This is a genomic window from Affinundibacterium seohonense, from assembly GCF_014284305.1.
GTDB lineage: Bacteria > Pseudomonadota > Gammaproteobacteria > Burkholderiales > Burkholderiaceae_D > Undibacterium > Undibacterium seohonense.
Map to the genome: position 1 here is coordinate 1 of NZ_JACOFW010000116.1, position 261 is coordinate 261.

General features: G+C 49.0%; 1 rRNA gene. It reads left to right on the plus strand.

Features of this window, described 5'->3' with window-relative positions:
• A 23S ribosomal RNA gene (locus H8K52_RS22120) occupies positions 1–237 on the plus strand; the annotation flags it as partial.
• Positions 238–261: the final 24 nt, after the last annotated feature.

Genomic DNA, 261 nt, shown 5'->3' on the forward strand with positions numbered 1-261 from the left:
CGGAGTGGACGAACCTCTGGTGTATCGGTTGTCACGCCAGTGGCATTGCCGAGTAGCTATGTTCGGAAGAGATAACCGCTGAAAGCATCTAAGCGGGAAACTCGCCTTAAGATGAGACTTCCCAGAGCCTTGAGCTCTTTAAAGGGTCGTTCGAGACCAGGACGTTGATAGGCTGGGTGTGGAAGTGCAGTAATGCATTAAGCTAACCAGTACTAATTGCCCGTAAGGCTTGTCCCTATAACTTTGGTCAGTTATAGATCT